General features: G+C 31.4%; 11 protein-coding genes and 1 other annotated feature. Of the genes, 1 reads left to right on the forward strand and 10 read right to left on the reverse strand.

The window, feature by feature from the left end:
* Nucleotide 1 precedes the first annotated feature (1 nt).
* The 3 genes from bsdtw1_RS13930 to bsdtw1_RS13940 all read right to left on the reverse strand — a co-directional run bounded on the left by bsdtw1_RS13930 (nucleotide 2) and on the right by bsdtw1_RS13940 (nucleotide 4,028).
* Nucleotides 2-1,090: a tetratricopeptide repeat protein gene (locus bsdtw1_RS13930; RefSeq protein ID WP_183278167.1), complete on the reverse strand. Its 1,089-nt coding sequence runs from the start codon at nucleotides 1,088-1,090 to the stop codon at nucleotides 2-4.
* Between the two features lie 311 nt (nucleotides 1,091-1,401).
* Nucleotides 1,402-3,132 carry a phospho-sugar mutase gene (locus tag bsdtw1_RS13935; RefSeq protein ID WP_183278168.1) on the reverse strand — a complete coding sequence of 577 codons (1,731 nt, stop codon included), beginning with the start codon at nucleotides 3,130-3,132 and terminating at the stop codon, nucleotides 1,402-1,404.
* A gap of 311 nt (nucleotides 3,133-3,443) precedes the next feature.
* Nucleotides 3,444-4,028, reverse strand: a complete 585-nt coding sequence (locus tag bsdtw1_RS13940) for a 50S ribosomal protein L25 (RefSeq protein ID WP_183278169.1) — start codon at nucleotides 4,026-4,028, stop codon at nucleotides 3,444-3,446.
* Between the two features lie 147 nt (nucleotides 4,029-4,175).
* Between bsdtw1_RS13940 and bsdtw1_RS13945 the strand changes: the two genes are divergently transcribed.
* Nucleotides 4,176-5,639, forward strand: a complete 1,464-nt coding sequence (locus bsdtw1_RS13945) for an aminotransferase class I/II-fold pyridoxal phosphate-dependent enzyme (RefSeq protein ID WP_183278170.1) — start codon at nucleotides 4,176-4,178, stop codon at nucleotides 5,637-5,639.
* Nucleotides 5,640-6,070: 431 nt separating this feature from the next.
* Here the strand turns inward: bsdtw1_RS13945 and bsdtw1_RS13950 are convergent, their stop codons facing one another.
* The 7 genes from bsdtw1_RS13950 to bsdtw1_RS13980 form a co-directional block, all read right to left on the reverse strand.
* On the reverse strand, nucleotides 6,071-6,511 hold the full coding sequence (locus bsdtw1_RS13950) for a 2-thiouracil desulfurase family protein (RefSeq protein ID WP_183278171.1): 441 nt from the start codon (nucleotides 6,509-6,511) through the stop codon (nucleotides 6,071-6,073).
* Between the two features lie 17 nt (nucleotides 6,512-6,528).
* Nucleotides 6,529-8,886 carry an endonuclease MutS2 gene (locus tag bsdtw1_RS13955; protein WP_183278172.1) on the reverse strand — a complete coding sequence of 786 codons (2,358 nt, stop codon included), beginning with the start codon at nucleotides 8,884-8,886 and terminating at the stop codon, nucleotides 6,529-6,531.
* A 12-nt stretch (nucleotides 8,887-8,898) separates the two neighbouring features.
* Nucleotides 8,899-11,259, reverse strand: a complete 2,361-nt coding sequence (locus tag bsdtw1_RS13960) for a U32 family peptidase (RefSeq protein ID WP_183278173.1) — start codon at nucleotides 11,257-11,259, stop codon at nucleotides 8,899-8,901.
* Between the two features lie 171 nt (nucleotides 11,260-11,430).
* The gene (gene zapA / locus bsdtw1_RS13965) at nucleotides 11,431-12,105 is read right to left on the reverse strand and encodes a cell division protein ZapA (RefSeq protein WP_183278174.1); all 675 of its coding nucleotides are present in this window, start codon (nucleotides 12,103-12,105) and stop codon (nucleotides 11,431-11,433) included.
* Nucleotides 12,106-12,679: 574 nt separating this feature from the next.
* A complete protein-coding gene (gene pheT / locus bsdtw1_RS13970; protein ID WP_183278175.1) occupies nucleotides 12,680-15,058 on the reverse strand; it encodes a phenylalanine--tRNA ligase subunit beta in 2,379 nt (792 codons plus the stop codon).
* Between the two features lie 12 nt (nucleotides 15,059-15,070).
* A complete protein-coding gene (pheS, locus tag bsdtw1_RS13975) occupies nucleotides 15,071-16,090 on the reverse strand; it encodes a phenylalanine--tRNA ligase subunit alpha (RefSeq protein ID WP_183278176.1) in 1,020 nt (339 codons plus the stop codon).
* A gap of 60 nt (nucleotides 16,091-16,150) precedes the next feature.
* Nucleotides 16,151-16,356 (reverse strand) — a binding site (T-box leader).
* Nucleotides 16,357-16,406: 50 nt separating this feature from the next.
* Nucleotides 16,407-17,183, reverse strand: a complete 777-nt coding sequence (locus bsdtw1_RS13980) for a TrmH family RNA methyltransferase (protein ID WP_183278177.1) — start codon at nucleotides 17,181-17,183, stop codon at nucleotides 16,407-16,409.
* Nucleotides 17,184-17,187: the final 4 nt, after the last annotated feature.

Raw genomic sequence — 17,187 nt, forward strand, 5'->3', positions numbered from 1 at the left:
ATTATCCCCCTATTATTTTATTTAGCTGTTTAACAATTTCATCATTTGGCTCAAGCTTGTTAGCTATATCTAAGTGGATCTTTGCATCATCCATTTTTCCAATATTGTAATAGCACATTACTAGATTAGTACATATCTCAACATCTTTAGTTGCTTCAAAAGCTTTTCTAAAATACATTATTGCATTTTCAAAATCTCCGATAGCAGCATAATTTATTCCCAATTCATTTACAGTCTCTACAATAGAGCTGTCTATTTCTAAACTCTCATTTAAATAATATATTGCTTTTTCATAGTTATCAAGCTTTCTATATGATAAACCAATATAATAATATATGAGTGGATTATCTTCAAATTTGTCTAATAAAGGCAGAAGTTTCTTTATGGCTTCTAAAGGATTAACATCAATCTCTTCTTTTCCTTTCTCATATGCAACTATATCAGAAACCTCTAAGAAAAGTTGTTCGATCTCAGTTGATCTTTCTCCACCAAGTCTTATATATTCGTTAAGAGACATTAAGACCTTTGAATATTCTCCTTCATCTTTAAGCGTCAGCGCCTCATACATATATGGTAAAGCGCTCTTAGGATAAACCTTTTTGTAATTTTCTATATCTTCGAGATGTAAATTTTTAAAATCTCTATTATTTTCTCTTATTGTACTTCCTACTACTAATAGCTTTTCAAAGATTTCCTCTTCCCCGTACGACCTACATAGTCCTCTTAAAAGCACATAACTATCATTATAATTTCCTTGTTTAACTTTTGATGCAACTATTCCTTTAATAGCTTCTTTTGAATTGCTTATTGAATCCAAGATACTTTTATAATCTTCATTATAGGAAAACTTCTCATCTGCACCTATAGCATAAAACATTCCTTCAATAAATTCATATAATGGTATATCTTTAAGTTCTTGATTTTGTTTTACTTTTTCCGCTAAAAATTCCATACTTACCGGAATAAATAACTCTTTATTTTTTAACTTTACTTGTTTATCACTTATCTTTTTTAAAAAAGCCTCAACATTTCTTATTTCTAAAAATAATAATTTAGATAGCTTATCCTTAAAAAGTGAATTATAGTCCAATACATTCACCCCATTGTTTAATTCTTTCTATAATATTGTAAAATAATCAATAATATTCTTCATGTGTACATCAAGTAGCATAATATATTATATATAGATAAACCACTTCATTTTAGAATCTACATTTTCAAAACTCCTCTCAGAAACCAGAGGAGTTTTGAAAATAGTTTGCAGCTTGAAGTGGTACCTTTTAAGTAAACTAGTTTTTAATAAAATTCTATCTTTTCAATTTTATCAATAAAATCTTCAAATAGAAACTCAAAATATATCATTATTAAACAACTTGTTTATCCTTAATCATATTTTCAAATTTAACTTAATTTTTCGTTTATAATTTTCATCACTTCTTCAGTATACTTCTTTATCTTATTTTCTGCATCTACTAAGCTGCTGCCAACAATGGATAAGTATACCTTCATCTTTGGTTCAGTACCAGAAGGCCTAACTACAAACCAAGAATCATCTTCTAATATATACTTAAGAACATTAGATTTAGGCAAATCTATAGAATTTACAGAATTACTTACAACATCTACTTCTTCACTCTTCTTATAATCGAATCTCTTAACTATCTTAACTCCATTTACATTAGATACTGGATTATTTCTCATATTATCTATGCAACTTGCTATCTTTTCTTGACCTTCTTTTCCTTTTAATTCTAGAGAAACTAGGTTTTCTTTATAGAACCCATATTCATTATAAATCTCGATTAAGCCATCGTATAATGTCTTACCTTTTGATTTATAATAAAGAGTCATTTCTGCAATTAACATAGATGCGATAACAGCATCTTTATCTCTTACAAATTCTCCTGCTAGGTATCCATAGCTTTCTTCAAAACCAAAAAGATATTTATGACTTCCTGTTTCTTCAAACTCTCTAATCTTTTCTCCAATGTATTTAAATCCTGTTAATACATCTATTAACGTAACATTATAGTGAGCAGCCATCTTTCTTACTGCTTCAGTTGTTACAATCGTCTTAATTACTGCACCATTGCTAGGTAAACTATTTGTGTCTTTAAGCGCATCTAGTACATAATGAGTTAAAAGCATTCCAGTTTGATTTCCTGTTAAAACCTTATACTCACCTTCATTATCCTTAACAACAACTCCAATTCTATCACAGTCTGGATCTGTTCCAAAGATTATATCTGGTTGAACTTCTTTTGCTAGTTCTAAAGCTAACTTAAATACAGCTGGTTCTTCAGGATTAGGATATGATGCAGTCGGGAAGTTTCCATCTGGTTTTTCTTGTTCTTTTACTACATGTAAATTCTCATAACCTAACTCATTCAAAACTCTTCTCACAGGAATATTGCCTGACCCATGAATCGGAGTATATATTATCTTTAAATCTTTAGCATTCGAATTAACTAACTCTTTTCTTATTGTTAAAGCTTTAACTGCATCTATATAAGTTTTATCTATATCTTCACCTATATATTCAAGTAGTCCTTTTTCTAACGCTTCTTCCTCGCTTAAGGTTTTAATATCAGCGTAATCAGATATAGCATTTACGTATCCTATTATCTTCTTTGCTGGTTCATCTGTAACTTGTCCACCATCATCGCCATATACCTTATATCCATTATATTGCTTAGGATTATGAGACGCTGTTATTACAATACCAGATTTACAGTTTAATTTTCTAACTGTATATGATAGCATTGGTGTTGGTCTTAAATCTTCAAATAGATATACTTTTATGTTATTTGCACACAAAGTTAAAGCTGCAGCTTTAGCAAATTCTCTTGACATATTTCTTGAGTCATATGCAATAGCAGCTGATTTACCTTCTGTATATGCTTCATTTATATAATCAGCAAGCCCTTGAGTAGCCTTTCCAACAGTATATATATTCATCCTGTTAGTTCCTGCACCAATAACGCCTCTTAGCCCACCTGTACCAAAATCTAATTCTTTATAAAATCTATCTTCAATTTCTTTCTCATCAGTTATTCTTCTTAATTCATTCTTTATATCTTCATTAATAGTAGGTGATTGTATCCATTGTTCGTATTTTTCACTGTATGTCATTATTATCCCTCCTTATAATTTAACATTAAATATTATACACTAAAAAATGGACAATTAAAACTTTTATATACAAATTTATGAAATTATATGAATTATATACTAGTTAATATATCTTTATCTTGTAATTTTTTACGCATCTTATTTTTATAATAAATGTGATGAAATTCTCACAGTATATCTATCTTTCTTTTTTCACTATATGAGTCAATAAATTTTAAAAAAACGTTACGTAATGGAACTATTGCCTAACTTTATGTATATCATGTTTTTCTAAAGAGTAAAAATAAACCCTATGTAGTCATAGGGCTTAGTTATCCTTTTTTCTCTTCTGGCTCCACAGCCTCTACTACCTTTTGCTCGTAGCTCACAGAACCAAGGACAGTATTTAAGTCATCAACTATTGATATTTCTGCTCCTACTTCCAAATCACATACCTTATAAGTGCTTCCTATAGTAGATTGAGAAACATCTAGCTCTAAAAATTTAGGCAACTTATCTGGAGTACAGCTTACCTTTACTGCTGACTTTTCTTTTTGAATTATAGCTCCGTAAGAATTTATTACTCCCTCTCCTTTAAAGTGAACTGGTACAGTTGTAATAATCTTTTGGTCTTTATCTATAGACTCTAAATCTAAGTGAATTATTTTATGTGTAACAGGATCTCTTTGAAGTTCTTTAATTAGTACTTTCTTTTTTTGTTGTTCTAAGTCGATATCAATTACACCATGCTCGCCATGTTCAAATATAATTTGATTTAATTCTAATTCACCTATTTCGAACATAAAGTTCTGCATTCCTTTTCCATATACAACGCCTGGAACCTTTCCTGCTCTTCTTACCTTATTAGCTGTTTTACCTATTTTGTTACTTCTACTGTTCAATTTAATATTTTCCACTTTAATCCCTCCTGCCTTATAGTATTGTCAGAAGAAATAAATATTATTCATATCAATTTTTTTATTGCATTACAGTTACTCATAACATATAATTATATTGTTTTTCATAAAAGATATTTATTTGTTGAAAGAAGGTGCGGTATCAAAGTGTACAGATTTGACCAAAATGAAACTCCTTTGTTTGATGCCCTAATGGAATATGTAGATAGAGATACAATTCCATTTCACGTTCCTGGTCATAAGAAAGGCGTAGGAATAGATGAGGAATTCAAAAACTTTATAGGTGAAAACCCATTTAAGATAGACGTAACGGTGTTTAAATTAGTTGATAGTCTACATCATCCCACAGGACCAATAAAAAAAGCACAAGAGCTAGCTGCTGATGCATATGGTTCAGATGCTTCGTTTTTCTCAATCCACGGAACCTCAGGTGCAATTCAAGCCATGATTATGTCTGTGGTAAGTCAAGGAGACAAGATAATTGTCCCTAGAAATGTCCACAAATCAATTACAGCTGGAATAATACTTAGCGGAGCAGTTCCTGTGTTTATGCAACCAGAGCTTGATAAAAAATTAGGTATAGCTCATGGTGTTACCCCTGCAACAGTAAAAAGAGTTTTAGAAGAAAATAAAGATGCTAAGGCTGTATTAATAATAAACCCAACGTACTATGGTGTTGCAACCGCAATCAAGGAAATTGCTGATATTGTTCACAGTTATGATATTCCTTTAATAGTAGATGAAGCTCATGGTCCTCATCTAAAGTTTAATGAAAAACTCCCTATGTCTGCAATGGAAGCAGGTGCTGATATCTGTGCACAAAGCACTCATAAAATAATTGGAGCGTTGACTCAGTGTTCTTTACTTCAAGTTAAAAGCAATTATATTGACCCTGCAAGAGTTCAGCAAGTTCTGAACTTACTTCAAACAACTTCACCATCTTACATTTTGATGGCAAGTTTAGATTGTGCTAGAAGGCAAATTGCTTTAAATGGAGAAGAACTTTTAGATAAAACTATAGATTTAGCTAATTATGCTCGAACTGAAATAAATAAGATTAATGGTTTCTACTGTTTTGGCGAAGAAATACTAGGAAGACCTGGAGTTGTAGCTTTAGATCCAACTAAGATTACTATAACTTGTAGAGACTTAGGAATTACAGGATATGAATTAGATATGATATTATCAAACAAATATCATATACAAATGGAACTTTCTGATTTATATAGCGTACTTGCTGTAGGTTCTTTTGGAGATACAAAAGAAAGTATAGATAAGTTATTACACGCACTTAGAGAGATATCTGATGAATATTCTTCTAAAGGAAAAGTAAGACCTGACTTTTTAGATATACCATCTATTCCTGAGAGTGTTCTTATTCCAAGAGATGCTTTTAATAGCCAAAAAGAATCAATACTTCTTAGAGATAGCATCGGAAAAGTAAGTGGCGAATTCTTGCTTGCATATCCACCTGGTATTCCACTTCTTTGCCCTGGTGAGATAATAACAGAAGAAATTATAAAATATGTTGAAGAACTAAAAGAGGTTGGTCTTTACGTACAAGGTACTGAAGACTCAAAGGTTGAATATATTAAAGTAGTTTCAAAATAAACTTTAATATAAAAAAATCACTGAAGCGATTTTCTTCAGTGATTTTTTTTGCGCATCTGCCTTTCCGAATGTATATGAGGAAAATCTGGCAGGCGACATATTCTTCTTTTTATTCTTAAACTTATATTATGTCTTAAGTGTCTTACTCATACTCATCTATAAATACAATTAAGTTATAAATTCTAAAGAATAAAAAATCACTGAAGCGATTTCCTTCAGTGATTTTTTTGCGCATCTGCCTTTCCGAATTCATATGAGGAAAATTTGGCAAGCGACACATTCTTCTTTTTTTGTTCTTTAACTTATATTATCTTTTAAGTGTGTTACGTATACTTATTCACAAATACAATTGAATTATAAATCCTTCAAGAATAAAAACATCACTGAAGCGACTTACTTCAGTGATGTTTTTTTATTCTTTTTTATGTTTTTTAATCTTCTTCACTAAATACTTCTATCCCGTTTAGTTTTAAAAGCTCTGCCGTAACACCGTTACCTTCAACAATCCTACCAGAAAATGTACCATCATATATCTTTCCAGCCCCACATGAGGGACTTTTAGCTTTTAAAATTGCTTTCTTAACATTGTTTTTAACAGCTATGTCCAGTACTTTATTAGCACCTTTAATAAAATTCTCAGTAGCATCTGTTCCATTAGCTGATAATACTTTAGCTCTGCCTTCTAAGACATCAATTCCGCTTCCACCTTGTATTTCTACTGGTTCTCTAGGCGTGCTAAGTCCGCCCATCTCTTCAGGGCAAACCAGGATAGCTTCACCCTCATCATAAATTTTCTTTATCTTTTCATTATAGTTATTCCCACCATTATACTTACAATTACATCCGCATAAACATGCACTTATTATAATCATATACAAATACTCCGTTTTTACTTTAATTGAACTACAGTAACTCCAGTTCCACCTTCCCCATATTCACCTAGTCTATAAGACTTAACATGAGGATGGCTCTTTAGCATGTCATTTATACTTTTTCTAAGAATTCCGGTTCCCTTTCCATGAATCAAAGACACTTCTCCAAGACCAGCCATATATGCTTCATCCAAGTACTTATCAGCATTATAACAAGCTTCTTCTGCATCAAGACCTCTTAAATCCACAGAACTAGATACTGACTTAGTATTGAGATTAACCTCACGTTTTACTTTTTTCTTAACTTCCTTAGTTTCTTTAGATTTTCTTAGATCTTTTAGCTTAACATTTACTTTCATTATACCAGCTTCAACTTGAACATCACCTTTTGAATCTGGCATTGTTAGAATAATTACTTTCTGATTTAAGGAAGGTAAGAATGCTTCCATTCCAGGCTTAACTACTTCAATTGTCTCGCCATTATCCTTTTCAGCTTTATCTATAACACTTTCAGTTTTGTTAAGCTTATCTCTCAGCTTACTCCTCTGCTCTTCTAGTTTTCTTCTTGCATCAGAGTCAAAGCCTAACCTCTCAAGCTCTCTCATATTCTTAAGAATTTGATCTGCTTCTTCTTTAGCTTCTCTAAGAATCTGTTTAGCTTCTCTTCTTGCCTCTCCAAATGCATTTTCTCTAGTTTTTTCTAAATTTTCTAGTTTAACTTCATATTTTTCTCTGAGTTTTCTAGCATCAAGTTTCAGCATTTCAGCTTCTCTTGCATCTCTCTCCGCTTTCATACTCTTTTCTTGAAGGCTTTGTATTAAATCCTCAAATTGAAGCGACTCACTAGAAATCAGTTCTTTTGATTTCTCTATTACATCATCGCTTAATCCTAATCTTCTTGATATTTCAAAAGCATTTGATTTACCAGGTATACCTATTAAAAGCTTATAGGTTGGTCTTAAGGTTTCCACATCAAATTCTACCGATGCATTTTCAACGCCTATGGTTCTTAATGCATAGCCTTTCAACTCACTATAATGAGTTGTAGCAACTATCTTACAGTTTCTATGTCTAAGTGTCTCAAGTATAGCTACTGCAAGCGCAGCACCTTCAGTAGGATCTGTACCTGCACCTAATTCATCAAATAAAACAAGCGATTCATTATCTGCTTCTTCCATTATTGATACTATGTTAGTCATATGAGAAGAAAAAGTAGATAAACTTTGTTCAATACTTTGTTCATCACCTATATCAGCATATATTTCTCTAAAGAAACTCACCGTAGAGTTTTCTCTAGCAGGTATTAAAACTCCACTCATAGCCATTATATGAAGTAGCCCAACGGTCTTTAAAGTTACGGTCTTACCACCAGTATTTGGACCTGTTACTACAAGACTTGTAAATTCTCTTCCTAAGTATATATCTGAAGATACAACCCTTTTAGGATCTATAAGCGGATGTTTAGCTTGAACTAAGTCAACAATTCCATTGTCATTAACCGCAGGACATATTCCATCAATAGCACTTGCATATTTAGCCTTTGCAAATATAAAATCTAATTCATTTAAAATATTAGCATTATTTCTAACTGCTATAATTTCATCATATACAAAGCCTGACAACTCTTGAAGTATTCTTTCGATCTCAGCTTTTTCTTTCAACATAAGCTCTTTGATTTCATTGTTTATCTTAACCAAGCTCATAGGTTCTATAAAAAGTGTTGCTCCTGTTGAACTTTGATCATGAATAAGTCCTGGCACTGCACCTTTATGCTCTGCCTTTACTGGGATAACATATCTATCACCTCTCATGGTATAAAGGTTATCCTGTAAAAACTTCGAGTTTTCTCTTAAGATAGAGTTAACTTTATCCCTAACCGAAGAATTTTTTTCTTTAAGAGATCTTCTTATATTATTAAGAGTTTGACTAGCTTTATCAGATATTTCTTCTTCACCTATTATTGCATTGAAGATAGTATCCTCTAACTTCCTTATAGGTGTTAAGCCTGCACATATATCTTCTAATATATTATAAGATTCCTCTTCATCTTTTCTTTTTATGAAATCTATAAATCTTCTAGCACATCTCACCATATTACCTATTCTGAGTAGTTGCCCTGGATTCAATGTACCACCTTTTCCAGCCCTTGTAACAGCTTCTCTTACATCGTATAAACCTTCAAAAGGTGGTGTTCCCTTCTTTTGAAGCAGTGTTAAAGCTTCTTTGGTTTCTTGAAGATGCTCCTTTACTTCATGTATATTTTCATATGGAGTCAGCTCATCTATAGTATCCTTTGAAGCACCTGTAAGTGCATATCTTTTTATCTCTTCTTTTACTTTACTGAATTCTAGAATTCTTAATGCCTTTTCATTCATAAGATTTCTCCTTTATTCTACTCCTCTTTTATAATGTCCCTTTGTATAACTAATATTTTTATTGTCCACTTCTTCTTTTCCTATCACCCTTATAATACGACTAACTTCATTATAATCTTCATCGATAAAATCCACTCTAAAGCTACTTATGCCAACTTGTTCCATTCTTTCAATCTCATCTATAAGATTTAAAGGAACACTATTATATATATGCGATCTACAGAACCTATCAGTAGTCATCACAAACTTTTCCTTCATTCTATCTTCTAAGATAAAATCATCTTTTACACAGCTTTGATTACAATTATTATTAGAACTTTTCTGTCCAAAAGTACTTCCTATAGGGCAATACTCACTAACCATCATTTCAACTCTTCCGTAAATCAAAGCTTGATATGAAGATTTTTTTCCTCTCGTTAAAGAAATAATTTCACTTCTATTAAGCTCAACACTGATTGGCAACACATCTATAGACTTTTCATAAAACTCTGCAGCTTTACTGTTAAATATATTAAGTTTATAGTCTCCAATTATACTAGTTTTACTATTGTATCTATATATAATTCCTGTATTAGCAGTTACAATTCCTTTAATACTTCCAATATATTTATCAATAACTGAACAAACATATTGATACTCATTTTTTATTATATTCGGAACTTTTAGATATACTTTTGATAAATCTATATTTTTTATATCCTCTTCTAATAAGGAATTTAAACTCTTTCCAAAAATATCCACTGCATAATTCTCACAGTTGTTTTCAATAACAGCTCTTAACTGTTGTTTAGTTCTAACAGTATATAAAACTCCGTTAAATTCTCTAGTATTCCTCTTGTTATCTTTTGATGTGTCATAATCCAAATCACTAACTTCTCTTTTATATTTCTTTATTTCATTTGCTTCGATAGCTTCAATTATCTCTCTTCTTAAAGCATTTATAGATGATACCGGTACAAATCCCTCTTCAAAACTTAGGAATTGTATAGAACTTATCTTATATGGAGTTTCCCCAGATTTCATTATATTTTCTTCAACCTTATCTTTAGATAGCGGTTTTTTAAGAGCCGCTTGAACCACTTCACCCTTTACCTCATAGTTTTTATCATTATAAGTTAAAGTAATACACATAGGCTCTCCAACTTTAAAAATCATTGAAGCTTTCATTTCAATCTTATTTTCATAAGGATTTAAGTAAGATGTTTTATACTTCTCCATTAGTTCCACATCTAAAGTTTTATACAACTTATCATTGTTCTTATATCTTGCTGGCAATAGCTTCACACTCATACCTTTATCAGAATTTTCTAAGCTATTTTTCCCAGAAATTATCTTGCTTATAGTAAATCCGTCTTTACCGCAGCTTATTCCATCTCCAACTGAAACACTTTTCTCTAAAATCACTTCACCTTTACTATTTACAGATCCTATATATACACCAGTATTTTTAGGATTTTTAAAAGCCATCATGTCTTTTCCTTCATTTTTATATAGATACGCCTTAGAGAATCCCTCTCTATTAAACAATTGCATAAGCGTATCCTTTGAAGCTTTTACATTAAATTCCTTATTCTTTTTCATCGCACTGTCTACTGCATTTCTATAAGCTTCTACTACTCCAGCCACGTATTCAGGTCTTTTCATTCTTCCTTCAATCTTTAAAGATGCAGTTCCAGTACTTACAATCTCTTCCACATCTTCTATTGTACACATGTCTTTTGGGCTTAGCAAATACCCTTCTTTCTTTGCATTATCTCCTATCCTTATAATATTGTAAGGAAGTCTACAAGATTGAGCGCATCTACCTCTGTTTCCACTTCTTCCACCTATCATACTGCTCATAAGACATTGCCCTGAATAACATACACATAACGCACCATGAACAAAAATCTCTGTTTCTATATTAAGATCTTTGGATATATATTCAATTTCTTTTAAAGACAATTCTCTTGATAGCACTATTCTCTTAAAACCACTATCTTTAAAGAATAAAGCTCCATCACCATTATGTACAGTCATTTGTGTAGACCCATGAAGTTCAATTTGTGTATACCTTTTTTTAGTTTCATTGAATATTCCCAAATCTTGTATAATAAGACCATCTACACCAATTCTGTATAGAAAATCTATATAATTCAAAGCTTCTTCAAACTCATTCTCTTTTATTAATGTATTTATAGTTATATAAACTTTAACACCATACATATGAGCATAATCCAACACTTCTTCCAATTGTTCATCATTGAAATTCGAAGCATATGCTCTTGCAGAAAATTTACTTCCACCAAGGTAAACAGCATCTGCACCTTTATTTATTGCTGCATATAAACTTTCTTTACTTCCCGCTGGCGCCAAAAGCTCTATTTTATTCATCAGTTCATCTCTCCTATGATAATGCAGTATAACCTGCTATCCTTCTAATATTGTATAACCTTTAACTATCCGAATACAATTTTTTTCATAAAGAATAAAAAAATCGTACTCTACTATTATATCAGAATAAAAGCTTACTTGTCATGCAAGTAAGCTTTTGAGTATATAATTCTATTTATTATCCTTTATCTTTAAATAAGGCTCCCTTTTCTTTATCTCAGTTGCTAAATTTATTTGACTATCCAAATACTTCTTTTCCAAGTCCATAACTTTATATTTAGAACTTTGAAGCTCAAATTTTATTTCTCTATTTACTAACTTCAATGAATTATTTTCTTCTAAAAGTTTCTTTGCAGCTGCTTCAAGCTCAGCTATTTGCACACTTAAATCTTGCTGATCTTCTTTTAATTCTACATTTTTTAATTCTTCTAATTCATCATTTTTAGAATTTAAAACCTCTACTAATGATGAATTTTTTTCTTCTAAAGAAATTTTCTCTAGTTTTAAATCTTCTATAGCTTGCATCATAGATGTATACTCTTCTTTTTCTTCATCTTTTTTCCGTTCTACATCTTCTAAGCATTGCTTAAGCTCATCATTTTCTTTTTGAAGACTTTCAAAGTTTCCTAAAAGATCATTATAATCATTATTAACTTTAAAAAGTTCATCTGATATATTTATAGCTGCAAGAACAGTAGCCGCAACAGAACTAAGTTTATTATTCTTACTTAGTATTTCTTTTACCTTTTCATCAACATAATTAGCTATATAATTTAAGTACTCTTCATCATCTTTTCCCTTTAGATTATAATCAATTCCATTTATTCTTACAGTTACGGAGCCCATAACAACACCTCTTAATAATCAATATCTTTCTTTAATGTTATCATATAAATATATATAATTTCAAAGTTTATTTATAAAACTTTAATTTTACTTAATTATCCATAATCTCAATCCTATATTTTTACCTTTTATTGGATACTAGTTAACCTTTTATTAATACTTTTCTGCACCCTTGCCTTTTTTTAGGCAACACTTAAAATCTTACACTCGATTTTTTTTGCTGTATACATTAAAAATTTAGCAAAGTGATAAAACTTGATAAGCTCAGCTACCATAAAATTATATATTTTCCTTAACAGTAAAAAAGTCGCTGAAGCGACCTTCTTCAGTGAGCTTTTTTAACGCATCTGCCTTTCCGAATGCATATGAGGAAAATTTGGCAGACGACATAAATTTTATTTTTTGCTGTTTACCTTAAATAGATGTTCTAATTTCTTGAAATTACTAAGTTTAACTAGCATAAAAATCATACACTTTCCTACACAGTAAAAAAAATCAATCCCTTGATACATAAAAATATGTTAATTCAGAGGGATTGATTCTTATTTTATCAATAAAGTAATTATTGATTATTTTATCTTAATTGTGCTCCTAGCTTATATTCTAATGAACGCAATATCTTTTCATGCACTTTATTAACTTCATTATCAGTTAAAGTCTTATTCTCATCTCTATAAGAAATAGCATAAGCTATGCTCTTTTTACCCTCTGGTATTTGCTTTCCTTTATATACGTCAAATAACTTCACAGTCTCTACTAAGTTTCCACCAGCTTTTCTTATAGTTTCTTCAATTTCTTGAACTAATATAGCATCTTCAACAAGCAGTGCTATATCTCTTGTTACAGCAGGATACTTTGGTAATGGTTTATACTTTTTCTCTGTGTTAGAATTTGCATAAAGTATATCTAAATCAAGTTCTGCCACATAAGCATTTGCATCTATTCCATAGTTATCAGCTACATCAGGATGTATCTCACCAAGTACGCCTACTTTTTCTTTTCCTATAAATAATTCAGCAGTTTTTCCTGGATGATAGCTTACATTTTCACTTTGTCTCTTATATGATGGATTCTTTATTCCCATTGCATCTATGAGATTTTCAACTACTCCTTTTAGATCCAAATAATCAACATCTCCATATAGACCTATTGTAAGTATATTCTTTTCATTTGGTAATTGATTTTCATCAGCCTTTGGAATATAAACCTTACCTAGTTCAAATAATCTTGCAAATTCGTTGCTTCTTGAATAATTTCTTCCAAGACACTCCATCATTGAAGGAAGAGTTGATGTTCTCATTATGCTGTAATCTTCACCTAATGGATTCTTAATCTTTACAACATTTCTAAGTTCGCTATCTGAAGGCAAGTTTATCATATCAAATACCTTTGGACTTACGAAAGAGTAAGAAATAGATTGATTTAATCCACTTGAAATCATAGTATTTATAACTAAGTCATCTAATTTTAATTTCTTGTTCTTAGCATCCTTTGGAGAATTAGCACCAATTACTGTCATAGGTACGTTGTTATAACCGTATATTCTTGCAACTTCTTCTGCTATATCTTCTTTTATTGCTATATCAATTCTGAAAGTTGGTACAGCTATAATTAAATTATCATTTTCAATAGTTGTTTTAAGCTCTAATCTATCTAGGTATTCTTTCATTTGTTCCTTTGAAATATCTGTTCCTAAGAATCTATTCACCCAGTTAGAATCTACTGTCATAGTATGAGGCTCTTTTCTTTCATTATATATATCTATAGTTCCCTCTACTATTGTTCCAACCTTAAGTTCCTCTATAAGTGCACAAGCTCTATTTAATGCAAGTTCAGTTAAGTTTGGATCAATATCCTTTTCAAATCTTGAAGAAGCCTCTGTTCTAAGATTAAGCTTCTTTGAATTTACACGGATATTAGTACCATCAAAACTAGCACTTTCAAAGATTATCTCAGTTGTATCATCCTTAATTCCTGATTGAAGTCCGCCCATTATTCCAGCAAGACCTATAGTTTCTTCACCATCTTTTATACAAAGAACATCTGTATCTAGATTTCTTTCTATTTCATCAAGAGTTACAAACTTTTCATTTTCCTTTGCTCTCTCAACAACAATCTTGTTAGATTTAATTTCTCTTTTATCGAAAGCATGCATTGGTTGGCCAAGCTCTAACATAACAAAGTTAGTTATATCTACCACATTATTTATTGGTCTAACTCCTGCTTCTAGAAGTCTTTCTTGCATCCATGTTGGTGATGGTTCTATCTTTATATCTTTTACTGCTCTAGCCATATATCTTCTGCATAGAGCATCTTTTACTTCTACTTTTACTATGTCTTCAACATTGCCTGTTCCGCTAGTTTTATATTCTACTGAAGGATTTTTGTATTCTATCCCTAAAGTAGCTGCTGTTTCTCTAGCTATTCCGAGTACGCTTAAGCAATCAGGTCTGTTAGAAGTTATTTCAAAATCTATTACAGCCTTATTTAAACCTAATACATCTTTTATATCCTTGCCAATAGGTGTATTTTCAGGTAATATCATAAGCCCATGAACTGGTTCATCTCCAGCTATTCCTAGTTCTTCTTCAGAACACATCATTCCATTTGATGGAACACCTCTAAGCTTACCCTTCTTTATCTTTAATCCATTTGGTAGAGTTGAACCATGAAGAGCAACTGGAACTATATCATTTTCCTTCATGTTCTTAGCTCCTGTAACTATTTGAACAGGTTCCTCTTGACCAACTTCAACTTGACATATAACCAGTTTTTCTGCATCTGGATGTGCCTCTATCTTAAGAAGCTTACCAGTTACAACATTTGTTATATCTTCTCCTGAAGTTATTACTTCCTCAACCTTTGATCCTGATAGTGTAAGCCTATCAGCTAGTTCATTTGCATCTATATCTATATTTACATAGTCTTTTAGCCATAAATAAGGTACTTTCATATTAAATTCCTCCTAAAACTGATTTAAAAATCTCATATCACTTTCATATAGTTGTCTTATATCATCAATGCCGTACTTAAGCATTACCATTCTGTCTACGCCCATACCGAAAGCAAATCCGCTATATTCTTCTGGATCTATACCACAGTTTCTAAGAACTTGTGGATGTACCATACCGCATCCGTAAAGTTCTATCCAACCGCTACCTTTACATACTCTACAGCCTTCTCCTCCGCAAACGAAGCAAGTTGCATCCATTTCTGCTGAAGGTTCAGTGAATGGGAAGTGATGTGGTCTGAACTTAGTTTTAACATTTTCTCCAAACATCTTTTTAGCGAATAATTCTAGAGTTCCTTTTAAATCAGCAAAAGTTATACCCTTATCAATTACTAAGCCTTCCATTTGATAAAATATTGGTGAATGTGTAGCATCAGCTGCATCTGATCTGAATACTTTACCTGGAGAGATCATCTTTATAGGTGGTTTTTGTTTTTCCATAACTCTAATTTGTACTGGTGAAGTTTGAGTTCTTAGAACTACATTATCATTTATATAGAATGTATCTTGTTCACTTCTTGCTGGATGATTCTTTGGTATATTAAGTGCTTCGAAGTTGTAATAATCTTTTTCTATTTCAGGCCCTTCCTCTATAGTAAAGCCCATTGATATGAATATTTCCTTCATGTGCTCTAGAGTTAAATCTAGTGGATGTCTCTTGCCTACTAGGTTCTTTCTACCAGGCATAGTTATATCTATAACTTCACCTTCTAGTTTCTTTTTCTTTTCAATATTCTTTATTTCCGTGGAAATTTCATCTAATCTATTTTCAATTTCTGCTCTTACTTCGTTTGCAAGCTTACCTATGATTGGTCTCTCTTCATTAGTAAGACCTCCCATACCTCTTAATATTGTAGTTAATTCACCTTTTTTACCTAGATATTTAACTCTAATATTTTCAATCTCACTGCTGTTTTTTACATCTTCAAGAACTTTTAATGCACTATCCTTGATTTCTAAAAGTTTTTCTTTCATATTGTTTTCTCCTTTCAAAAAGTAAAACTGCATTTTTTTGCAAAATAAAAACCGCCCCTATAAAGGGACGGAGGTTCCGCGGTACCACCCTAATTAGCTTAATACTCTCTTATATATATAACGGTTCCCCGCTAACTACTACTTTATTTCACAGTTAGAACTCCTGAGTGAACTTCAGAATATATATCAATAAAGAGACTTCCAGTCTTCGATCTCTTCTCCCTGTAAAGCTAAAATATTCTTACTCTCTCATTCACAGTTTTTTCATATTCAATTCTATAGCCTATTATACATATTAATCCATGTTAGTTCAATACTATTTACATAGATTTTGCCTAACTTTTTCATAAATCATTATTGAAGCAGCCACCGAAGCATTCAAAGACTCTGCATTTCCTGGCATAGGTATCTTTGCTTTCAAGTCGCAAAGCTTATAAATCTCATCAGAAACTCCATTTCCTTCATTACCTACCACCAAAATAATTTTATCACTTAAATCTACTTCATAATAGTTAAAATCCGTATCTAAAGAGCTTGCCAGGAGCTTAAAACCATCTTCCTTAAACTTTTGTACCACTTCGAGGTTCTTATCTTCTATTATGTTAGTGTAGAATATTGATCCCATTGTACTTCTAAGAGTTTTATCATTATATATATCAACAGTCCCATCTCTAACAATAATTCCATCAACTGCTGCAGCATGAGCAGTCCTTATTATAGTACCAACATTTCCAGGATCTTGTAGTTTATCTAAAAGCACATAAAAACTTCCCTTATAATTGTTCTCACTACAGCCAATTTTTATAACCGCTATAATACCTTGCGAATTTTCTGTACCTGATAATTGATTAAACAATGATGACTTTAAAAGCGTAATTTTATCATCATTAACTTTTAAGCATATGTCTTCAAATCTTTCTTGCTTTGCTTCATCGATAATAATCTCGTCTATAGCTGCATCAGCTTTTACTGCTTCTTCAACAAATCTTAATCCTTCTATTATATATAAACCAAGCTGTTTTCTATACTTCTTTTCCTTTAGCTTCTTTAGTTCTTTAAAATGCTTGTTATCATTACTTTCAATTAAATGCACTGCT

Origin of the sequence: Clostridium fungisolvens, assembly GCF_014193895.1 — a bacterium.
In the GTDB taxonomy this organism is placed as follows: domain Bacteria; phylum Bacillota; class Clostridia; order Clostridiales; family Clostridiaceae; genus Clostridium_AR; species Clostridium_AR fungisolvens.